Source organism: Rhizobium sp. 01T437, from assembly GCF_056398505.1.
In genome coordinates, this window is record NZ_JBFTPM010000014.1 from 89,146 (window position 1) to 106,721 (window position 17,576).

At 61.5% G+C, this 17,576-nt stretch carries 19 protein-coding genes and 2 pseudogenes; 13 read left to right on the forward strand and 8 right to left on the reverse strand.

Annotated features, from left to right (window positions below; genetic code table 11):
• Window positions 1-4: 4 nt before the first annotated feature.
• The 3 genes from AC1DM5_RS25550 to AC1DM5_RS25560 form a co-directional block, all read right to left on the reverse strand.
• A complete protein-coding gene (locus AC1DM5_RS25550) occupies window positions 5-193 on the reverse strand; it encodes a hypothetical protein (protein ID WP_477820037.1) in 189 nt (62 codons plus the stop codon).
• A gap of 14 nt (window positions 194-207) precedes the next feature.
• Window positions 208-405 carry a hypothetical protein gene (locus AC1DM5_RS25555; RefSeq protein ID WP_477820038.1) on the reverse strand — a complete coding sequence of 66 codons (198 nt, stop codon included), beginning with the start codon at window positions 403-405 and terminating at the stop codon, window positions 208-210.
• Between the two features lie 213 nt (window positions 406-618).
• Complete coding sequence (locus tag AC1DM5_RS25560; protein ID WP_113184984.1) at window positions 619-1,026, reverse strand: carboxymuconolactone decarboxylase family protein; 408 nt, start codon at window positions 1,024-1,026, stop codon at window positions 619-621.
• A 269-nt stretch (window positions 1,027-1,295) separates the two neighbouring features.
• On the opposite strand from AC1DM5_RS25560, the pseudogene AC1DM5_RS25565 reads away from it, so the two are divergent.
• Window positions 1,296-2,040: pseudogene (locus tag AC1DM5_RS25565) on the forward strand (sulfate/molybdate ABC transporter ATP-binding protein); the annotation flags it as partial.
• Between the two features lie 184 nt (window positions 2,041-2,224).
• On the opposite strand, the gene AC1DM5_RS25570 reads toward AC1DM5_RS25565, so the two are convergent.
• Window positions 2,225-3,319 carry a rhodanese-like domain-containing protein gene (locus AC1DM5_RS25570; RefSeq protein WP_477975949.1) on the reverse strand — a complete coding sequence of 365 codons (1,095 nt, stop codon included), beginning with the start codon at window positions 3,317-3,319 and terminating at the stop codon, window positions 2,225-2,227.
• Window positions 3,320-3,554: 235 nt separating this feature from the next.
• Between AC1DM5_RS25570 and AC1DM5_RS25575 the strand changes: the two genes are divergently transcribed.
• The 5 genes from AC1DM5_RS25575 to AC1DM5_RS25595 are packed head-to-tail and all read left to right on the forward strand — an operon-like array spanning window position 3,555 to window position 8,855.
• Entirely contained in the window at window positions 3,555-4,574 is a 1,020-nt protein-coding gene (locus tag AC1DM5_RS25575; RefSeq protein WP_477820040.1) for an ABC transporter substrate-binding protein, read from the forward strand.
• Window positions 4,574-5,455, forward strand: coding sequence for an ABC transporter permease (locus AC1DM5_RS25580; RefSeq protein WP_477820041.1), 882 nt, complete (start codon window positions 4,574-4,576; stop codon window positions 5,453-5,455). The genes AC1DM5_RS25575 and AC1DM5_RS25580 overlap by 1 nt, the downstream gene beginning before the upstream one ends.
• The gene (locus AC1DM5_RS25585) at window positions 5,452-6,216 is read left to right on the forward strand and encodes an ABC transporter ATP-binding protein (RefSeq protein WP_477820042.1); all 765 of its coding nucleotides are present in this window, start codon (window positions 5,452-5,454) and stop codon (window positions 6,214-6,216) included. The genes AC1DM5_RS25580 and AC1DM5_RS25585 overlap by 4 nt, the downstream gene beginning before the upstream one ends.
• A 12-nt stretch (window positions 6,217-6,228) precedes the next feature.
• Window positions 6,229-7,482: an acyl-CoA dehydrogenase family protein gene (locus tag AC1DM5_RS25590; RefSeq protein ID WP_477820043.1), complete on the forward strand. Its 1,254-nt coding sequence runs from the start codon at window positions 6,229-6,231 to the stop codon at window positions 7,480-7,482.
• 2 nt (window positions 7,483-7,484) lie between these two features.
• Window positions 7,485-8,855: an NtaA/DmoA family FMN-dependent monooxygenase gene (locus tag AC1DM5_RS25595; RefSeq protein WP_477820044.1), complete on the forward strand. Its 1,371-nt coding sequence runs from the start codon at window positions 7,485-7,487 to the stop codon at window positions 8,853-8,855.
• Window positions 8,856-8,874: 19 nt separating this feature from the next.
• On the opposite strand, the gene AC1DM5_RS25600 is transcribed toward AC1DM5_RS25595, so the two are convergent.
• On the reverse strand, window positions 8,875-9,072 hold the full coding sequence (locus AC1DM5_RS25600; protein ID WP_477975968.1) for a hypothetical protein: 198 nt from the start codon (window positions 9,070-9,072) through the stop codon (window positions 8,875-8,877).
• On the opposite strand from AC1DM5_RS25600, the gene msuE reads away from it, so the two are divergent.
• From msuE to AC1DM5_RS25635, 7 genes and pseudogenes are all read left to right on the forward strand, one after another.
• The gene (gene msuE / locus AC1DM5_RS25605) at window positions 9,032-9,592 is read left to right on the forward strand and encodes an FMN reductase (RefSeq protein ID WP_477820045.1); all 561 of its coding nucleotides are present in this window, start codon (window positions 9,032-9,034) and stop codon (window positions 9,590-9,592) included. The two genes, AC1DM5_RS25600 and msuE, sit on opposite strands and share 41 nt — an antisense overlap.
• A 9-nt stretch (window positions 9,593-9,601) precedes the next feature.
• Window positions 9,602-9,790 (forward strand): hypothetical protein, encoded by a 189-nt coding sequence (locus AC1DM5_RS25610; protein ID WP_477820046.1) that lies wholly within the window; start codon window positions 9,602-9,604, stop codon window positions 9,788-9,790.
• A 205-nt stretch (window positions 9,791-9,995) separates the two neighbouring features.
• Window positions 9,996-10,136, forward strand: a complete 141-nt coding sequence (locus AC1DM5_RS25615; RefSeq protein WP_477820047.1) for a hypothetical protein — start codon at window positions 9,996-9,998, stop codon at window positions 10,134-10,136.
• A gap of 24 nt (window positions 10,137-10,160) precedes the next feature.
• Window positions 10,161-10,469 carry a hypothetical protein gene (locus tag AC1DM5_RS25620; protein ID WP_477820048.1) on the forward strand — a complete coding sequence of 103 codons (309 nt, stop codon included), beginning with the start codon at window positions 10,161-10,163 and terminating at the stop codon, window positions 10,467-10,469.
• Between the two features lie 82 nt (window positions 10,470-10,551).
• Window positions 10,552-11,238, forward strand: a complete 687-nt coding sequence (locus AC1DM5_RS25625) for a gamma-glutamylcyclotransferase (protein ID WP_477820105.1) — start codon at window positions 10,552-10,554, stop codon at window positions 11,236-11,238.
• A gap of 112 nt (window positions 11,239-11,350) precedes the next feature.
• Window positions 11,351-12,286, forward strand: a complete 936-nt coding sequence (locus AC1DM5_RS25630; RefSeq protein WP_477820049.1) for an amidohydrolase family protein — start codon at window positions 11,351-11,353, stop codon at window positions 12,284-12,286.
• Window positions 12,287-12,505: 219 nt separating this feature from the next.
• Window positions 12,506-14,112: pseudogene (locus tag AC1DM5_RS25635) on the forward strand (ABC transporter substrate-binding protein).
• Window positions 14,113-14,174: 62 nt separating this feature from the next.
• On the opposite strand, the gene AC1DM5_RS25640 reads toward AC1DM5_RS25635, so the two are convergent.
• The 3 genes from AC1DM5_RS25640 to AC1DM5_RS25650 are packed head-to-tail and all read right to left on the reverse strand — an operon-like array spanning window position 14,175 to window position 17,576.
• Window positions 14,175-15,335: an acyl-CoA dehydrogenase family protein gene (locus tag AC1DM5_RS25640; RefSeq protein ID WP_477820050.1), complete on the reverse strand. Its 1,161-nt coding sequence runs from the start codon at window positions 15,333-15,335 to the stop codon at window positions 14,175-14,177.
• Window positions 15,336-15,348: 13 nt separating this feature from the next.
• The gene (locus tag AC1DM5_RS25645) at window positions 15,349-16,386 is read right to left on the reverse strand and encodes an ABC transporter substrate-binding protein (RefSeq protein WP_477975952.1); all 1,038 of its coding nucleotides are present in this window, start codon (window positions 16,384-16,386) and stop codon (window positions 15,349-15,351) included.
• Between the two features lie 11 nt (window positions 16,387-16,397).
• Window positions 16,398-17,576, reverse strand: coding sequence for an LLM class flavin-dependent oxidoreductase (locus AC1DM5_RS25650; RefSeq protein ID WP_477820052.1), 1,179 nt, complete (start codon window positions 17,574-17,576; stop codon window positions 16,398-16,400).

Below are 17,576 nucleotides of genomic sequence, written 5' to 3' on the forward strand. Positions count from 1 at the left end.
GTGCCTAGCGAGAGCGACGATTTAGGAAGGAAATCTCATCGGAGACTTCCCGCAAGCTTGTCCGCATCTCCGCCTCGGCGATGCCCGCGTCGAAGTCGTCGAGAAACAGGGCTCGAAACTCGTTGATGATGAGACCCCGTTCCAGCTCGCGGTGGCGTACCGCCAGTCGAAGTATGCGTCGCAGTCGCCCCATTGGGAGGCCTCCTGTCAGGCTGCCTGTCTTGCCGTTGTCCTGCGGCCCGCCATCAGAATGTGGATGGCGCGCAGGACATCCGATGCGGACGCAAACCGTTGCTCATCGAGATCGTAGACCTCATATCTGACGGCAATGAACTTCAACCTATCACTGTCCGGCACGACGATGCCGACCGGCAATCCGTCATACTCGATAACCTGCCTGCTCATGGCGCCTCTCCGTTGAGCTTCGCAGCGACTGAACCGGCCGAGGCCAATATCAGGAAGCGAAGCGTCAATAATAGTCTACAATTTATATAGACTATAGCATTGGCAAAAACGGAAAGGTATTCGAAGTTGTCCTAGAACTCCGCCTATCTGTAAGAAATTGTTCTAAATTTACAGGATTTTCTGACTTCGGCAGTTTTCTCGATGCCCTTTCGCTCAGTGGACATCGAACGCCGGATCGGGCGGAACCTGCATTGCGAGCGCAAGGTGGTTTGTCTGCGCGGCAAGGCCGATGATCGTCAGTAGTTCGCCGTGCTGGGCGTCCGTCATCCCGCGTGCGCGCGCAGCTGCGGTATGGGATTGCACGCAGTATTGGCAGGCATTGGCGGCGGAGACCGCTATGTAGATCATTTCGCGGGTCAGCGGATCGAGGGTTCCAGGAGTTCCCATTACCGATTTCACGGTCTCCCAGACACGTTTCAGGTTCGCAGGATCATTGGCGAGCGCCCGCCAGAAATTGTTGATGAAATCGGTCTGACGCGTCGCTCTGATGTCGTCGAACACCATTTTCACGGCAGGAATTGCAGCCGCTTCTTCGTCGCTCAGAAGCCTGACTGTTGCCATTGATCGTCTCCTTGTACTTGCGGGCGTTGTCAGCAATCCTCCGGAAAAGAAACCTCAAGCCAGAGTGCTTGATGAGAACATAGCGCAAGTCGCAAGGCCTGCCATGGCGCGGGCAATAGCCCACTCTCGCCGATGGCGGGCCGCTACGCTACTCCTGCCCGCTCGTGCCGACATGGCCGCGTTGCAGGCGCCGTTCGAGCCATTGGCTGAAGCGTGATGCGCTGAAGCTGATCGCGAAATGGATCACCCCTGCCAATGGGAAAGTCTCGATGAGAACGGCACGGGCGGCCAAGCGCACCAAGGCCGAGATTGCGGAACGCGTAAATGATCTGTTGCGCCTCGTGCGCCTCGTGCGCCTTGAGGGCCTGGAGCGGCGGTTTCCCGGTCAGATTTCCGGCGGCCAGAAACAACGCGTAGCCTTGGCGCGCGCCCTTGCCGTCGATCCCAAGGTGCTGCTGCTCGATGAGCCGTTCGGCGCTCTGGACGCCAATGTCAGGCGAGACCTGCGCCGCTGGTTGCGGGAGATCCACGAGGAACTCGGGATTACCACATTATTCGTCACCCACGATCAGGAGGAGGCGCTTGATCTTGCCGATCGTGTCGTCATCCTGAATGAGGGCAAGATCGTCCAGCAAGGAACACCTGAAGAGATCTGCCGCAATCCGGCCTCTGCCTTCATCATGCGCTTCCTCGGCGATACCAATGTGATCGAAACAACGGTGAATAGAGGCCGGGCAGCCTTCGACGGACTGCTGGTCGACGCTCCCGGTTGCGCCGATGGCCCCGCCGAGATCCTCCTGCGCCCCAACGATCTTGCCTGGGCACCAAACGAGGCGGGAGGCATTCCTGCAACGATCAGCAGGGTTTTGGACCGTCCGGGTTCCCGTCGGCTCGTCGCTCTCACCCCATCGGGCCAGACCCTGGAGGTCGATGCGGAGCCCGACCTGACGGTCGCGCTCCTCCCAAGGCTATCTCAAGATCCTGCGGTCCCGGGTCTTCGCACGGGAACAATAGGCGGCCCGCGCGCGAACGCCATACGAACCGTCGTTCGACGATGGCTACGCTGGCATCCGCAAAGTCCGTTGAACGGTTTGACGATGGGAATGTGGTCTAATCGGCCGGAGATCCATTAACAGCTCTTTTCCTGGATCTCCGGCCGATGCGGTTCCGGTCAAGGTCAGTGCAGAGCGCCTGCGCGTCAGGCCACGTTGCTTAATTCCTGCGACGCAAAATCGATCAACAGGATGGCGATTTCATAACCACGTCGTTGCAGCCAGTGGGCCACGATGCGCGCGCGTGCGCCGATGAGGTCGTCGACAAGCACGACGCGAGCCCCTCTGACCGCGATGGTCCTATAGGCCACACCGAGCAGCTGGCCGCCTTCCGAAGACAGCGTGCCATTGAGATGGCCGGTTTCGAATTCCTCCGGCGTCCTGACATCGAGCAGGTAGGTGGTGCGATCGGGATCGGCAGCCCATGCCCTTGCGGTCGTGATATCGATTTCGGGGAGATTATCCCCGCTGCTCAAGATGCCGATCTGGCGGCGGGCAAATTCGACAGCCGTCTCGCTGGCCTGTCCGTAGGTGCGCGTCTTGCCCGTCTCCAGGTTGAGGCCGGCTGCCGTCCAGGCCTTGGTCCCGTCGTGAAGATAGGACACCTTGTTGGGAACTTGAGCGTCGATCAGCGTCTGTGCGCCGAGGATGGCGCGCGGCAGGCCGGCGCAAGAGACAACGACCCTCGTCTTTTCGGAGGGCACCACGTCCTTGAAGCGCAATACCAGTTCCGCACCGGGCACGCTGACGGCGCCCGGCACGTGCTCACGCGCAAACTCGGGTACGGTGCGGGTGTCGATGACGATAACATCTTCACCGGCATCGCGAAGTCGCTTCAATTCATCGGCAGAGATGACCGGCGTGCCCTTTTCCTCCTTGACTGCAAGGGTAAAGTCGACGCCAGGCGTATCGAATGTAGGCAATTCGGCCTCTTCGCCATCTGCCGTCCAGCCGGGAATGCCGCCGTCGAGCGCGAAGATGTTCGGCCATCCGGCAACTGCAAGTTCCGCGGCCAGGCGCTCGGCCGCCCCATCGCCGCCGTCGGCGAGCACGGTGCGGACGACCTTGCGCGGCACGAAACGCGAAAGTTCACGTACAACTCTGTCGGTCGGCAGATTAGTGGCAAAGAGCGGCGAGGCGTAACCCACAACGTCGGGCTCGCGGATATCGAGAACTGCAAGCTCGTTCCCATCTGCAAGCCAATGCCGGAATGTCTCGCGGGAAATCGTCTTCTGGCCCATGGTCGGTCTCCTTGTCCTTTGGTGATGGCTCAAGACTAGCGGCCGGGCCATGCCGTTTCGAAGCCGGTCGGTGCGAGCACAGACCAAAACCAGAAAAGCATTTTCACAATCTATAAAATCTATAGAGTTTATTTTCTTACCAGCATTTCCTGCCTCTCGTAGGTTTTTGACCGTCATTCACCGGCGCTGCGCTCATTGGAGCGCCACAGGGCCGATCGGTCAGGAGGAACGAAGAGTGAGATTGAAAGACATTACCGTGCTGATCCGCCGCGCTGGCCTTGGCATCGCCCTTGCCAGCCTATCTGCCGGTGCGTCCTGGGCGCAGGACGCCCCCGACCTCTCGAGCGTGACCTTGACGGTCGGCACCCCGAACAAGACGGGCCTGCACCGCCAGCTGATCGCGGCCAACGAAATCGAAAATCTTCCCTATAAGATCAAATGGGCGGATTTCGATTCCACACCGCCACTCGTTGAAGCGCTGCGCGCCGGACATGTCGATATTGCAGCAGGCGGTGACACCGGCGTGCTGGCGGCGATTGCCAATGGCGTGAAAGTGACGATCCTCGCCGGCACGCGGGAGCGCAAGGAAAGCGGCAGCGCCATCCTTGTGCGCGGCGATTCCCCCTTGAAAGACGTTGCCGATTTGAAGGGTCACAAGGTCGCTTTGCCCTATTTCACGAAGCAGCACTATCAATTCGCCAAGGCGCTGGAACAGGCCGGCGTGCCATGGGACGACAAGCTGATCCTGAACCTCAACACGACGGACGGCCTCTCGGCGCTGGTCAACAGTCAGGTCGATGCTTTCGTGGTTTGGGATCCGAACACGGCGATCGCCCAGCAGCAGCATGGCGCGCGCATTCTGAAACCGCTGAGCAAGGTGATCGACACGGCGGGCGTCCTCTACGCGCCGACGTCCTCCGTCGAGGATGCGGCCCGCAAGGCCGCTCTCGAGGACCTGGCGCGTCGCATCATCCGGGCGCAAGCCTGGGTGAACGCCCATCCGACGGAATGGGCCGAGCAGGTCACCAAGCTGTCGCAGATCTCGCTCGATGCGGCAAACCTCCAGGCCAGCCGCTCGCGGGTGGAGTATGTTCCCGCAACCGATGACGACGTGCTCGCTGGCTGGCAGAAGGAAGTCGCCTATTTTCATGAAAACGGCCAGTTCAAGCGCGATTTCAGGGTCGAGGACTATGTCCTCGAGGATTTTGGCGACGTAATCCGTGATGAGAACAAGAAGCTGGCAAAGACGAATTGATGGCGTTGCTCACCAGCCTTTCCGAGGGGCAATCGGCGCTACCCGGATCGGGCGTGTCCGATCCTCGCCCGGTTGCCGGTCTTGAACGTATCGTTCCGGCAGGCAAGCAGAAAACGGCTTCCCTCCCGCGGGGCTTCGGCAAGAGCCTCGGACCTGCTGCGCTCGTGGTCGCCTGGTGGCTCGCCACGCGCTATGGCTGGATTTCGCAAGACCTGTTTCCGGGACCGGGCACACTCTGGGCAACCCTCCTCGACATGATCACGAGCGGCGACCTGTCGGAAGCCCTTTTGCTGTCGCTCCAGCGGGTCGTCATCGGCTTTTGTTTCGGCTTCGTGATCGGCGTCGGCCTCGCGGTCATCTCCGGCCTCCTGCGCCTCGGAGAGGACCTCATCGATGCGCCGATGCAGATGGCGCGCACGCTCCCCTGGGCCGGCCTCGTGCCGCTCCTGATCATCTGGCTCGGTATCGACGAAACACCGAAGATCACGCTCGTCGCCTTCGCCGTGACGTTTCCACTCTACATCAATACTTTCGCCGGGATCCGCAATGTCGACAAAACCCTCATCGAGGCAGCGCGCACGCTCTCCTTCGGGCGAACCGTGCTGATCTTCCAGGTCATTTTGCCGGGAGCACTTCCGAACCTGCTCGTCGGCCTGCGGTACTCGCTGGGATCTGCCTGGCTGGCGCTGGTATTTGCCGAGACGGTCAATGCGCAAGGCGGTCTCGGCTATCTGATCACCCACGCACGCGAAGTCTATCGCGTCGACATCATCATCCTTTGCCTCGTCATCTACGCGCTTCTCGGGCTTTCGGCCGACCTCATCGTCCGGCTGCTCGAGCGCGTGCTGCTCAGATGGCGTCATAGCTTCGATGGAGCATGAGCATGTCCTTTCACGCGCCGTCTCCGACGGGCCTCTCGGTCAGCGTCCACGGGCTTGTGCGCTGCTTTGGGCCGCGCACCGTCATTGATCATCTCGACCTCGAAATCAGACACGGGGAATTCGTCGCCCTGCTGGGCGCGAGCGGCTGTGGCAAGAGTACGCTGCTGCGCATTCTGGCAGATCTGGATCATGAGATTGAGGGCGATGTCTTTGTCTCGCCGCGCCGCGGCGTGGCGTTCCAGTCGCCGCGGCTCTTTCCCTGGAAGCGGGTCTGGAGCAATGTCGTGGCCGGACTCGGCAGGAGCGGTAACCGGGCGAGGGCGGAGACGGCGCTTGCCGAAGTGGGATTGGTCCATCGCGGCGATGCCTGGCCGAAGGATCTTTCCGGCGGGGAGGCCCAGCGTGCATCGCTGGCGCGCGCGCTTGTGCGCAATCCGCATTTGCTGCTGCTCGATGAACCCTTCGGGGCGCTGGACGCGCTGACGCGGCTGAAGGCGCAGGCCCTCGTCGCCGATCTCTGGCAAAAACATCGCCAAGCGGTGCTCCTCGTCACCCATGACGTCGAAGAGGCGCTGCTGCTTGCCGACCGGGTGCTGGTGATGCGAGACGGGGTGGTGGCGCACGAAGCGACGGTCGATCTGCCACGACCCCGCTTGACCGGTAGCGTAGGCTTCAACCGGCTTCGCCTGCAACTGCTCGACTGGCTGGGCGTGAGCGAGCCGGCAGTCAAAACGCCAGAACCGAACAATCATAGACATTGAGGAAGCGTGTTGATGACCAGGATCGATGAAGGCTGGGGCCGTGGCCCCTCGGCGCGCTATGAGGAAATTGCCGCACGATTCCGTCCCATTTTCGATCGGATAGGGGAGGCGGCGATCGAAAGGGATCAGCAGCGGCGCTTGCCCTTCGAGGAAGTCCGATGGCTGCGGGAGGCGGGCTTCGGCGCCTTGCGTATCCCGGCGGTCTACGGCGGTCTCGAGGTCACCTTGCCGGAGCTTTTTGCGCTGCTGATCGAGCTCGCGGCGGCCGATCCCAATATCACCAATATCTTCCGCAGCCATCTGGGCTTCACGGAGGATCTCCTCAATGCCCCGAACAATAGCTGGCAGGATGAGTGGCTGACTCGCCTCGGGCGCGGCGAGATGATCGGCAGCGGCTTTTCGGAGCTCGCCGGCCTCAAGGTCGGGGACCATTCCACGACAATCGTGCCGGATGGCGATTTCTATCGCCTGAACGGCGAGAAGTTTTATACCACCGGCTCGATCTATGCCGACTGGATCAACCTCGCCGCCGTCGACGGATCGGGTTCACCGGTCGCCGCTCTCGTGCCCACGTCGGTGTCCGGCGTGGAGATTCTCGACGATTGGGATGGCTTCGGGCAGGCCATGAGCGGCAGCGGCACCGCGCGGTTCAAGAACGTCAGGCTGAAGGGCGTCCACATCAAACCGGATTCGGCTCGTTTTCCCTATACGCCTGCCTTCTTCCAGCTCGTCCACCTGGCAAGCCTTGCCGGGATCGGCCGGGCTGCTGCCAAGGAGCTCGCCCGCCATGTCGGCAGCCGGGCGCGGATCTACCCGCGCGGGAATGGAGCGACGAGCGCGGAAGATCCGCAGGTGCTTGAAGTGGTCGGCCGTGTCAGGGGGCCGGCCTATGCTGCCGGCGCGATCGTGCTCAATGTCGCGCAAGCCCTGCAGCGATCCTTTGAAGCCAATATCGCCGGCGTGGATCCTGACCAAACCGATATCCACCTTCTTGCAGATATCGAAACGAGCCAGGCGGTCACCGTCATCTCGACGCTCATCCTCGAGGCGACGACGGTTCTCTTCGATGCCCTTGGCGCATCCGCGGCCAAGCGTGCCACGGCGCTCGACCGCCATTGGCGAAACGCCCGCACGATCACCTCGCACAATCCGCGCATCTATCACGATCGCGTCGTCGGCGAGTTCGCCGTCTCCGGCAAGAAGCCGGCTGCCGTCGGTTACCGCAAGATCATCACACCATTCGGCCCGAGCAGCGAGGTTGCCTGACAATGACGACACCGGCCCGCAAACTCAATCTCAACGTCGGCATCAACACCACCGGTTATCTAGCCAATGCCTGGAAATACAGGAGTGGCAGCCGGCACGACATCAACGACCCGGAATATTACCGCCGGCTGACCGAGCTTGCGCACAAGGGGCGCTTCGATGCGGCCTTCTTTTCCGATCATCCGGCGCTGATGACCGATCCCGCGAGCCGCCCCTTTCACACGATCGATCCGCTGATCCTCTGCACCGCCCTTTCGGCACAGGTGCCGGATATCGGTTTCGTCGTGACGATGTCCTCGACCTATAATTCGCCGTTCAATTTTGCCCGGCGGGTGCAGTCGACCGATATCATTTCGGGCGGCCGGCTGATCGTGAACGTCGTGTCCTCCTTCAACCCGAATGTCGCCGCCAATTTCGGTTCCGAGCCGCTGCCGCCGCGCAGCGAGCGCTATGCCAAAGCCTCCGAATTCCTTGATGTCGCCAAGGAGCTCTGGGCGAGCTGGGACCCGGCGCGCGAGGGCGAGGTGCCTGAAAACCGTTTCTGGGACGCGGGAAGTTCACATACGATCGATCACCAGGGCGCTTACTTTTCGGTCAGAGGGCCGCTCAACGTGCCGAAAGGGCCGCAGGGACATCCCGTCATCGCCCAGGCCGGTGCATCCGAGGGGGGTATCGAACTTGCCGCGCGTCACGGTGAAATCATCTATTGCAACATCCTTTCGCGCGGTGCAGGCCGGGCTTTCGGCGCAAAGGTGAGGGACCGCGCCGCCGCAATCGGTCGCGATCCGTCGGGTATCCGCATCGTGCCCGGTCTTGTCGTCATCCTCGGCGAAAGCCGCGAGGAAGCGCTGCGCAAGCACGAGCTTTATAGCGGCACGGGCTCGGAAGACGGATTGCTCGCGCGATTCGCCAAAGAGAACGGCATCGACCCGACCGGTTTCGATCCCGACGCCGTGCTGGATGCCGAACGGTTCATCCCCGATCCCAACCGCCTGCAGGCCGTGGGCATGGGGCTTGGTCTGTCTGACCTTCTGACGCATGAGACGCTGACCGCGAGACAAGCGGTGCGCAGGTCGGAGGGCCATCATCGCCTCCTGCTCGGGACCGCGGAGGAAGTGGCTGACGACATCATCGATCTCTGGGCGGACGGTACCGTGGATGGATACACGCTCCAGCCACCCCGCGCCCCTGATGATATCGAGGAATTTGTCGAAAAGGTCATTCCCATCCTGCAGGATCGCGGCGTCTATCGGCGGGAATATGAAGGCAAGACGGTTCGTGACCGTTATGGGCTGCCCTATCCGCAGGATCCTGCGCGGGCTGGTGACGCGAGCACGCCTGCGGCTCCCGCCGCAGCCCGCATCGGCGCTTGAAACACAAGCATCGACCGGCTCAACGCCGCACGGCCACAGATGGAACGATGCGATGAAGACCCTTCAAGCCGCCGGAGAAAGAGGCATTTTTTTCGCCCATTGCATCGATCGTAAACTGTCGTTTCTTTAGTCCAGTATTTTTATAGACAATAGTGATTTCAACGAAAGGAAAGCCGATGGCCGCTCTCAAACTCGTTGGAATCGCAGGCAGCTTCAACCGTCCCTCCAAGACCCTGGCGCTCGTGAGCCATATCGCCCGCATCGCGAGCGACAAACATGGTTTTACCAGCAAGGTTTACGACATGCTCGATGTCGGACCTTCCCTCGGAGACGCCACCTGGCGCAAAGATCTTGACGGACAGGCCGAGGCCGTGATCTCCGAGATCGTCAGCGCTGATTTGCTGATCGTCGGCTCCCCCACCTACAAAGGTTCCTATCCAGGTCTCTTCAAACATCTGATCGATCTGATTGATCCGCGCGAGCTGCGGGCAAAGCCGATCATCATCACCGCGACGGGCGGCGGCGACCGGCACGCGCTGATGGTCGAACATCAACTGCGCCCGTTGTTCGGCTTCTTCATGTCTCATACCCTGCCGACTGCGATCTACGGGTCCGATCGGGATTTTGCCGACTACGCCGTTTCCTCCGAGCAGCTTTCCAAGCGCATAGACGAGGTCATAAGCGAGATCGACGCATTCTTCCCAGGCTCTCGCCCTGCGCTGTATGCCGTAGAATAGGGGGCGGTCATGCACCAGAGATTGCAGGAAAAGACCGCGACTGAGCCAACGAGCGAGGAACTGTGGAGCGTCTTCGACTTCTCGCGACGCTACCGGCTGGCGAAGTCTGAAGAAAATCGCCTGCTGAAACTGTTCGGAAAGATGGCGTCGCCTCGCGACCTGCTTTTGAGCGCCAGGCGAACCGAACTGTCTCCGTAACAACCGGCCGATCGAGGAGGTTTGCTATGACACGAGGCATGCTTGTCCGTCTCGCTGCGAGAATTGCCCGACTTTTTGACCGGCGGGTGCACGGACAAAAGATCGGATCGCCCGGTCTTGAGGGTGAAGACAGCCAGACGGCACTTGAATACGAGCTTTCCTTTTGGCGAGCGGCAGCTCCAATCTGGTACTAACGGAGGCGACAATGGCAATTGTCGACAATCATCAGCGCTTCTTGCCGCGACATCGCGCCGACTGGCTCTCTCCCGTCTGTCTGCGCCTCCATCAGGCTGCGGCAGCCGGATCGTTTGCCTTCATTCTGGCGCTCGTCCTCGGACTGATTTGATCGACGACGATGAAGCGGCGAGCCATGATGGACAGGGACTTGGAAGAAACGGCGTTAGCTGGAGCTGGCGATCTGCCGGCAAGCCAGGCGCGCCGCCGTCAGATCATTGACGAGATTGTGAGAACGCTCGCCGCTCTTGCCGAAGGGCTGGAAGGCCAGAATGGGGTATCGCAGGAATCCGTCGGACGCCTGATCGGAATTCTCCAGACTATGTCGGACGGCATCGCATCGGCCGACGATGCGACCTTCAATGCGATCATGCGCGAGGCCGCCTTGCTGATCCGGGCAGTGCGTGAGCGACAGGCCTATTTCAGCCAGTTCACGGTCCACTAGGATGCGGGCGCTCTTGTCGAAAGCCTTACCGATCCATGAGGCCGCCTCGGAAGGAAAGAACCATCCCGCAGGCTTGCGTACGATGGCGCTGACGGCTGATCTCGTCTCACTCAGCCTGAGGCTGGAAGCCGATCCCGGACCGGATCCCAATCGTGTTCCGCTGAGCGACGGGGAACTTCAGGCTCTTTCGGAGAGACTACACCGTGAGGCCGTGGGCCGGCCGCTATGGATTTTTGCCTATGGCTCGCTGATCTGGAAGCCGGACTTCGACGCGGTGGAATGGCAGCACGCCCGTGCCCGCGGCTGGCACAGGTCCTTTTGCCTGCAGATGACGCGGTGGCGGGCGACCGATGCCGTTCCCGGTCTGATGATGGCGCTCGATCAGGGCGGGCAATGCAACGGCGTCGCCTACAGGCTCTCGGAAGAAGACCGCATGGGGCAGATCCGTCGCATGATCCGCAGGGAGATTGGCACGATCACCGACTCCTCCTTCATCCGATGGGTTCCGATCGAAACGCCACAGGGACCTTTGCGCGCCCTGGTGTTCTGGGCCGGGCCGAAAGGCAAGCGCGTTCTGCGCGGACTGCCTCTGGAAAGCGTCGCCGAGGTTCTGGCCAGGGCCTGCGGCCATATGGGGTCCTGTGCCGAATATCTCTATCTCACCGTCAAGCATCTCGAAGAGAAGGGCATCCGCGATCGAAATCTATGGCGGCTCCAGGCACTGGTCGCCGAGGAAATCAGGCGTATTCACGGGCTTGAGGCCGCGTAGCGGCGCTGTTGGCGCTGGGTGCCTTGGCTCTGAGATCCATCACCGATGAGACCCGCCCTGGCGCGAGATATGAGACACCAACGACAATCGTTATTCGAAGGAAAGCGTCAGCATGAGCCATGAACTGGATATCGTCGACATTCACACACATCTTTGGCCCCCAGAATGGGGTGCTGACGGCAGCAGGCGCATATCCGCCGGGCTTGCCGACACTGTCCTGAAGAAGATTGTCGATCCGGCTTCCCTGATCGACGAGTTTTCCTCGGCCGGTGTCTCGCTTGCCGTTCTCAGCACGACGATCGAGAGCCTGTTCGGCATGGAGAACGCCACCGATCCTGCAGTGATCGCCGGGGTGAATGACTGGCTTGCCGGCCTCGTCAAGACACATCCCGATCGTCTGGCGGTGCTGGCGACGGTCGATCCCTTTTCCGGCGAGGTGGCCGCGCGCGAGGCGGAGAGGGCGCTTGGCGAACTCGGACTGGCCGGCCTCGTCGTCGATTCCTATCGCGACGGCAAGTTCATCGGTGATCCGGTGGCCCGTCCTGCGCTCGCCGTCGCAGCTCGTTTCGGCAAGCCGGTCTTCGTACATCCCGTCAATGCGCCGCAAGCCGATGTCCTCATTGCCGGCGCCGGCAAGCTTGGCAATTCCCTTGGCCGCGGGCTGATGAACGGCGTGGCGTTTCTGTCTGTCCTGGAAAATGGCCTGCTGGACGAATTTCCGGATCTGAATTTCGTCTTCGCAACCCTTGGCCTCGGGGCGGTTGTGCAGGCGGCGCGCGGCGGTCCTTATTCCCGGCAAAACCGCGCAGCCGGGCACAAGCCCAACATCTACTTCGACACGATGGGCGACGATCCTTCGATCATCGCCATATTGGTGGAGTTCTTCGGCGCAGAGCGCGTTCTTGCCGGAACGGACTGGCCGATCCTTCCCGCCCTTTCTCGGGAGAGGTTGGCGCAGAGCCTGGCGGCGGCAGGTCTTGACGCCCAGTCACAGTCTCTTGTGGCCGGCGGCAATGCGCGTCGGCTTTTGGGCCGACTGCGTTGGTAGCTCTCTTTCCTATCCGTCACTCTCGGCGTGCATGTCCGCTGCTGCCGGCAGCGGGCATGCACGGCTTTGCTGCTTTCTATGCCTGCGCGACAAGCTTTGCTTCGCCGCTACGATAGAAAATCTGCCTTTGCTTCGGCGGGTCGGGAAGGGATCATTCCGTCATCGGGGCATGGGGCTCCGTGCACGTTTTTTCGAGCGTCGCCGCCTTCGGAGCCTTCCATGTCGATCAATCGCCGCCAGTTTAACCAATTCCTCCTTGCAGGCTCTGCCGGGCTTGCATTGGGAGCTTTCCTCAGTTTGCCGCCGCCGCTGCAACCGAGACGCCCGTCAGAGGTGGTACGCTCAATTGGGCCTATTATCCCGATCCGAGCGCGCTCATTGCCATCAATACGTCCTCGGGCACGGGACAGGCGATCGGTCCGAAGATCAACGAGGGGTTGTTCGACTTCGACTACGATCTTAACCCCATCCCGCTTCTTGCGACCGAGTGGTCGGTCAGCGAGGATCAGTTGCGCTATACGTTCAAGCTGCGCGAGGGGGTAAAATGGCACGACGGCGCGGACTTCACGTCGGCCGACGTCGCCTTCACCATTTTCCGGCTTAAGGAAGCCCATCCGCGCGGCCGGATCACCTATCAGAACGTGGCGGCCGTCGAGACGCCCGACCCGCACACGGCAATCGTCGTACTCACCAAACCTGCGCCTTATCTCATTACGGCGCTCTCGAGCTCGGAATCGCCGATCGTGCCGAAACATGTCTACGAAACCTTCAAGCCGCAGGAGCAGCCCAAGCTTGCCCAGACGATCGGAACAGGCCCGTTCCTGCTGAAGGAATGGGTGCCCGGCAGTCACCTGATCTTCGAGCGCAATCCGAATTACTGGGATGCCGGAAAGCCCTATCTCGATCGTGTCATCCTGCGCGTCATTCTCGATCCGGCCGCTCGTGCCGCCGCGCTCGAGACGGGTGAGATCGACATCGGCGCCAACCCCGTTCCCCTGTCCGACATCGAGCGCCTCAAGACCAATCCCAATCTCGTCGTGGACACGACGACCTATGCTTATTCGGGACCGCAGCAGCAGCTGTTTTTCAACTATGAGAACGAAATCCTGACAAAGCGCGACGTGCGCCTGGCAATCGCCCATGCCATCGACTTGCAGAAGCTCGTCGATATCGCCCTGTTCGGTTACGCCGATGTCTCGCCGAGCCCGATCAGCACGGCATTGCCAAAATGGTATGATCCGAGCATCAAGGCTCGTGAGCCGGACCCCAAGCTTGCAGAAAAGCTGCTCGACACGGCGGGCTACCCGCGCGGGGCAAATGGCGTGCGCTTCAAGCTTCGTCTTGCGTATAATTCTTTCCTGCCGCCTTCCTATGCCGATTTCATCCGGCAATCTCTGGCTGCCGTCGGTATCGACGCGGAAATCCTCAAGTTCGACCTCGCCACGTTCCTGAAGACCGTCTACACGGACCGCGCCTTCGATCTGGTCATCGAATCCCTGTCCAACACGTTCGATCCCACACTCGGAGTACAGCGCGCCTACTGGTCGAAGAACTTCAAGATCGGGCTCGTCTTTTCAAATGCCAGCCACTACGCCAATCCCGAGGTCGACAGGTTGCTCGAAGCCGCTGCCGTCGAGCCCGACGAGGCCAAGCGACGCGACCTCTGGTTTCAGTTCCAGCGCATCATTCATGAGGATGTCGTCTCGGTCGATCTCGTCGCCGCCGGCTCGCAGATCGTCGCGAGCAAGAAGGTCAGGAATTTCGCGCCCGGAGCGCAGGGCATCAACAACAGTTTTGGCCAGATATGGCTGAGCCCTAACGCTTGATTTTAATGGGTGCCCGGCCAGCCCCCGTGGGTCGGCCGGGTGCTCTAATCTCATGGTGAGTTTCAGATGCGTCCTGCTTCCAGGCGGGCGAGTGCATTTTTCGCAGCGATTGCCCGGACCATGTGGTTCTGCGGCGCGTGCGAGCGGCCGGTAATGGCGTCGCGATGATGGCGTTCCAGTCCGAAATCCCTGTTGAGGCCGGGATTGCCGGCAAGATCGAGTGCGAGGTTCGTTACGGCGACCGCATTGTCGATCACCACATGGCGCACGGCCATGGCATCGATGCCGACCGGCTTGCCGGCATCGACATCTTCGCCGAGCGAGCGCAATAGCCTGGCATTCGTCGACAGGCGGACCTCGATCTCGCCGAGACCGTCCTGGATGCGGGGCACGGTCGCGATCGGTGCCCCAAGGCTTGCCGGCGCATGGCGGGCCGAAAAGGCGAGCACCTTGTCACGGGCGGACAGCGCCACCCCATGGTAGACGGCGCCGATCAGCGAGAAGAAGAAGGCCGTGGCATGCTCCTCCCGCCGGATCGGCTCCGACGCGGGCTGTGCCTCGATCACGTCTTCGAAGGGAATGACGACGTCTTCAAGGATGATGTCGTCACTGGCTGTCGCGTGCATGCCGGCGGCGTTCCAGGTCTTTTCGACCGTAAAGCCGGGACTGTCGGTCGGTACCAGGAAGGAGGCAAGCCGTGGCTCGGCCTCGTCCGTCAGCGCCAGCAGCGATACCCATTTGAGGATCGGTATGCCGGTGACATAAGTCTTGCGCCCGGAAATACGCCAGCTGTCGCCCTCGCGCCTTGCGATCGTCTCTGGCAAGGCGCCGTGGGCGGGAGAGCCGATGCGTGGCTCGGCCTGGGCAGCATTGATCAGGGCTGGACCCTGCCGGTTGGCGAGGAGAACCCGCTCTGCAAGATGAACAGGCCATTTTCCGAACCGCCGCAGCGTATAGTGGCTGTTGTAATGCATGGCGAGCACCAGCGCCGTCGATGGCTCGCCGCGGGCAATCTCGCTGATCACCGCCTGCGCATCTGTAAGGCCGCCGCCATGGCCGCCATGCTCGGGCGCTGTCACCAAGCCGAGTAGCCCCGCTTCGTAAAGTCGGGCGAAGTTCTCGAAGGGAAATTCACCGCTCGCATCGAAATGGTGGGCGCGTTCGGAGAAATCCTTGGCAAGCCTTCGTGCCCTGTCGAGTGGATCGATCGTTTCCTGCAGCATGGTGGTTCTCCTGTCAGGCAACGGCGCGGGTGTGAAAGCCGTCGACGTGACGGCGGTCGACCCAATCGGCGATATCGAAATCGGCAGCCAGGAAGCCGAAGTCCCGGAGGAAATCCTTATAGTGGCCGACTGCCTCGACCAGTTCTGGGTCCAGCCCAAGGCCGAGATGGCGGTGGATCTCCGGCCCGTTTGCCGCCAGCACCTGCTCCTCGGTGGCGCCGGCTTCGCGCGCAACGAAGCGGCGCGTTTCATCTGGATGGGCCTGCGCCCAATCACCCGCCTTGTAGATCGCTTCCAGAAGCCGGTGGACGAGATCGGGGCGTTCCTCGGCCAGCAGTTCGTCGACCGTCAGGACACGCGGCGAGCCGGAATTGATGCGGATCTTCGGGTCGGGGTGAAAACCGAACTCCGCCACCTGAACGGCGCCGATCAGATTGGCGACGCTGATGCCGGCCGTACCCTTCACGTAGATCGCATCCACCTCACCGCGCAGCAGAGCTGCGATCTCTTCGCCATAGGCCTGACGACGCTTGAGACCGAAGAGCGATGGTCCCTCCTGGGTGGCGAGCACGGAATCGGCAAGCGCAATGTCGATGATCTCGACATCGTCGAGCGTCAGGCCCTCCAGCGACAGAGCCGACAGGAGACCTTTCAAGGCCGTCGCGCGCATGAAGTCGACGATGCCTTCCGGGCGCCGGGCGATGCCGAAGCGGCGGCCCTTCAGATCCCTGGTCGTGTTGATCCCGGTTCCGGGCAGGGTGATGATCGCCTGAAATTCGTCCGTCCAGGTAATGCCGACGAGGCGGGTCTTGCGGCCTTCCGAACGGGCGCGGATCGGCGGCACATTGCCGCCGTGGCGGAAGGACCAGTCGAGCGTATGGTTGAAATGGCTCTGGCGGATGGCGCGGTCGGGAGAGTCGATGATCGACTTCAGCGTCACGCCTTCCTTGCGGAAGCCTTCCTCGAGATAGCCGAGCTGGGCGGCAAGCCCGACCGGGGTCGGCACCGGGCAGCGCGTATACCAGATTTCGGAAATGGTGTTGCTGGTCATGATCATCCCTTTCAGTGGCGCAGGCCGGCCTGCTTCATCAGCGGCAGCACATCGGTGCCGAAGAATTCGAGCTCGTCACGGAAATCGAAGAAGCTGAGCTGCAGACCGTCGACGCCGGCCGCTTTCAGTTTCAGGAACTGGTCGACCACGCTTTCGGGCGAACCAATGACGCGGATATTGCCGCCGACGAAACGGTAGGGATCCTGCGGATCGCGACCTTTCCAGGCATGCGCATCCGAGTTCAGTGACGAAAAGCCCTGCGGCGAGCGCTGGTCGCCATGGGCGACGATCCGGTCGGCAAGTTCCCAGGCCTCCTTGTCGGTCGGCCGGCAGATGACCATCGGATTGAGCAGGGTGCGCACCGTGCGTCCGACGTCCCTGGCCGCATCCTTCACTCTTTTCGTGTGGGCCGGCAGCGATTGAAGCGCGCTGTTGATATCGGCGCCCGTCGGGCTGGTGATGAAGACAATGTCCGAATAGCGGCCGGCAAAGGCGATGCCGGCATCCGAACCCGTGGCGTTGACGAGGATCGGCCGGCCGAAATTCGGCTTGGGCGTCACGAAGCCGCCACCGAGCTTCCAGCTGCTCTCGCCTTCGAAGGAGAAATTCTCGGTATCGCTCCAAAGGCGCTGGACGACTTCGAGGAATTCGGCCGCCAGTTCGTAGCGCCTGTCGTGCTCGATGCGTGGCCAGCCGAACATTTCATGCTCGACGGCACGGTGACCCGTCACGACATTGATGCCCCAGCGGCCACCGGTGATGTGGTCGAGCGTCGCACCGAATTTTGCCAGATGCAGCGGATGCCACGGCCCGTAAAGGACATGCATGGTGGAGATCAGCATGATCTTCTTGGTCAGGCCGGCAAGCGCTGCCGTCGTCGTGAAGCTGTCGAGCGCCTGACCGTTGAAGACACCGCCGTAACCGCCTTTCGGCAGCCATTGCGACAGGGCGAAAACCAGATCGAAGCCGAGTTCCTCGGCCTTCAGCGTCAGCGCCTTGTTGTAATCGAAGCTCCAATCCGTGGATCGCTCGAGCGTGGATTGCGTCCAGCCGCCGGCCTGGATCGGCAGGAACAGGCCGAGCAGCACCGGCTGCTTGAGCGCCTGCGACAATGGGCTTTCGGCAAAGTCGGTGGGCGCGGAAAATTTCGGGAGACCCACGATAGAGCCGGGAGGGTGTTGAATGGACAT